1 pseudogene is annotated in these 279 nt (G+C 35.5%); it reads left to right on the plus strand.

What is annotated here, in order from left to right:
- Nucleotides 1-279: pseudogene (locus ACSG5Z_RS32575) on the plus strand (DUF4430 domain-containing protein); the annotation flags it as partial.

The following is a 279-nucleotide window of genomic DNA, read 5'->3' on the forward strand; positions in this document are numbered from 1 at the left end:
CAATTATTGGATTATCTCTTGTACAAGATTTAGATCAAAATCGTCTACATAAGGCAATGCAAAATCTACTGTCATACCACCTTCCAAATGGTGAATTCAAATGGTTACCAAGTGATCAAAACGGTAGCGGAATGGCTACAGAGCAAGCATTCTTAGCTTTACTTCAGGTTAAAGATCTTGGAAAATCGATTTATGACTGGTCAACTGTATCTGTTCCTGAAATTGATACGAAACCAAATGTGGATGCAGAAAATATTGTAGTAGAAAAAGAAGTTACTG

This window comes from Bacillus pretiosus (genome assembly GCF_051294775.1).
GTDB classification, from domain to species: domain Bacteria; phylum Bacillota; class Bacilli; order Bacillales; family Bacillaceae_G; genus Bacillus_A; species Bacillus_A wiedmannii.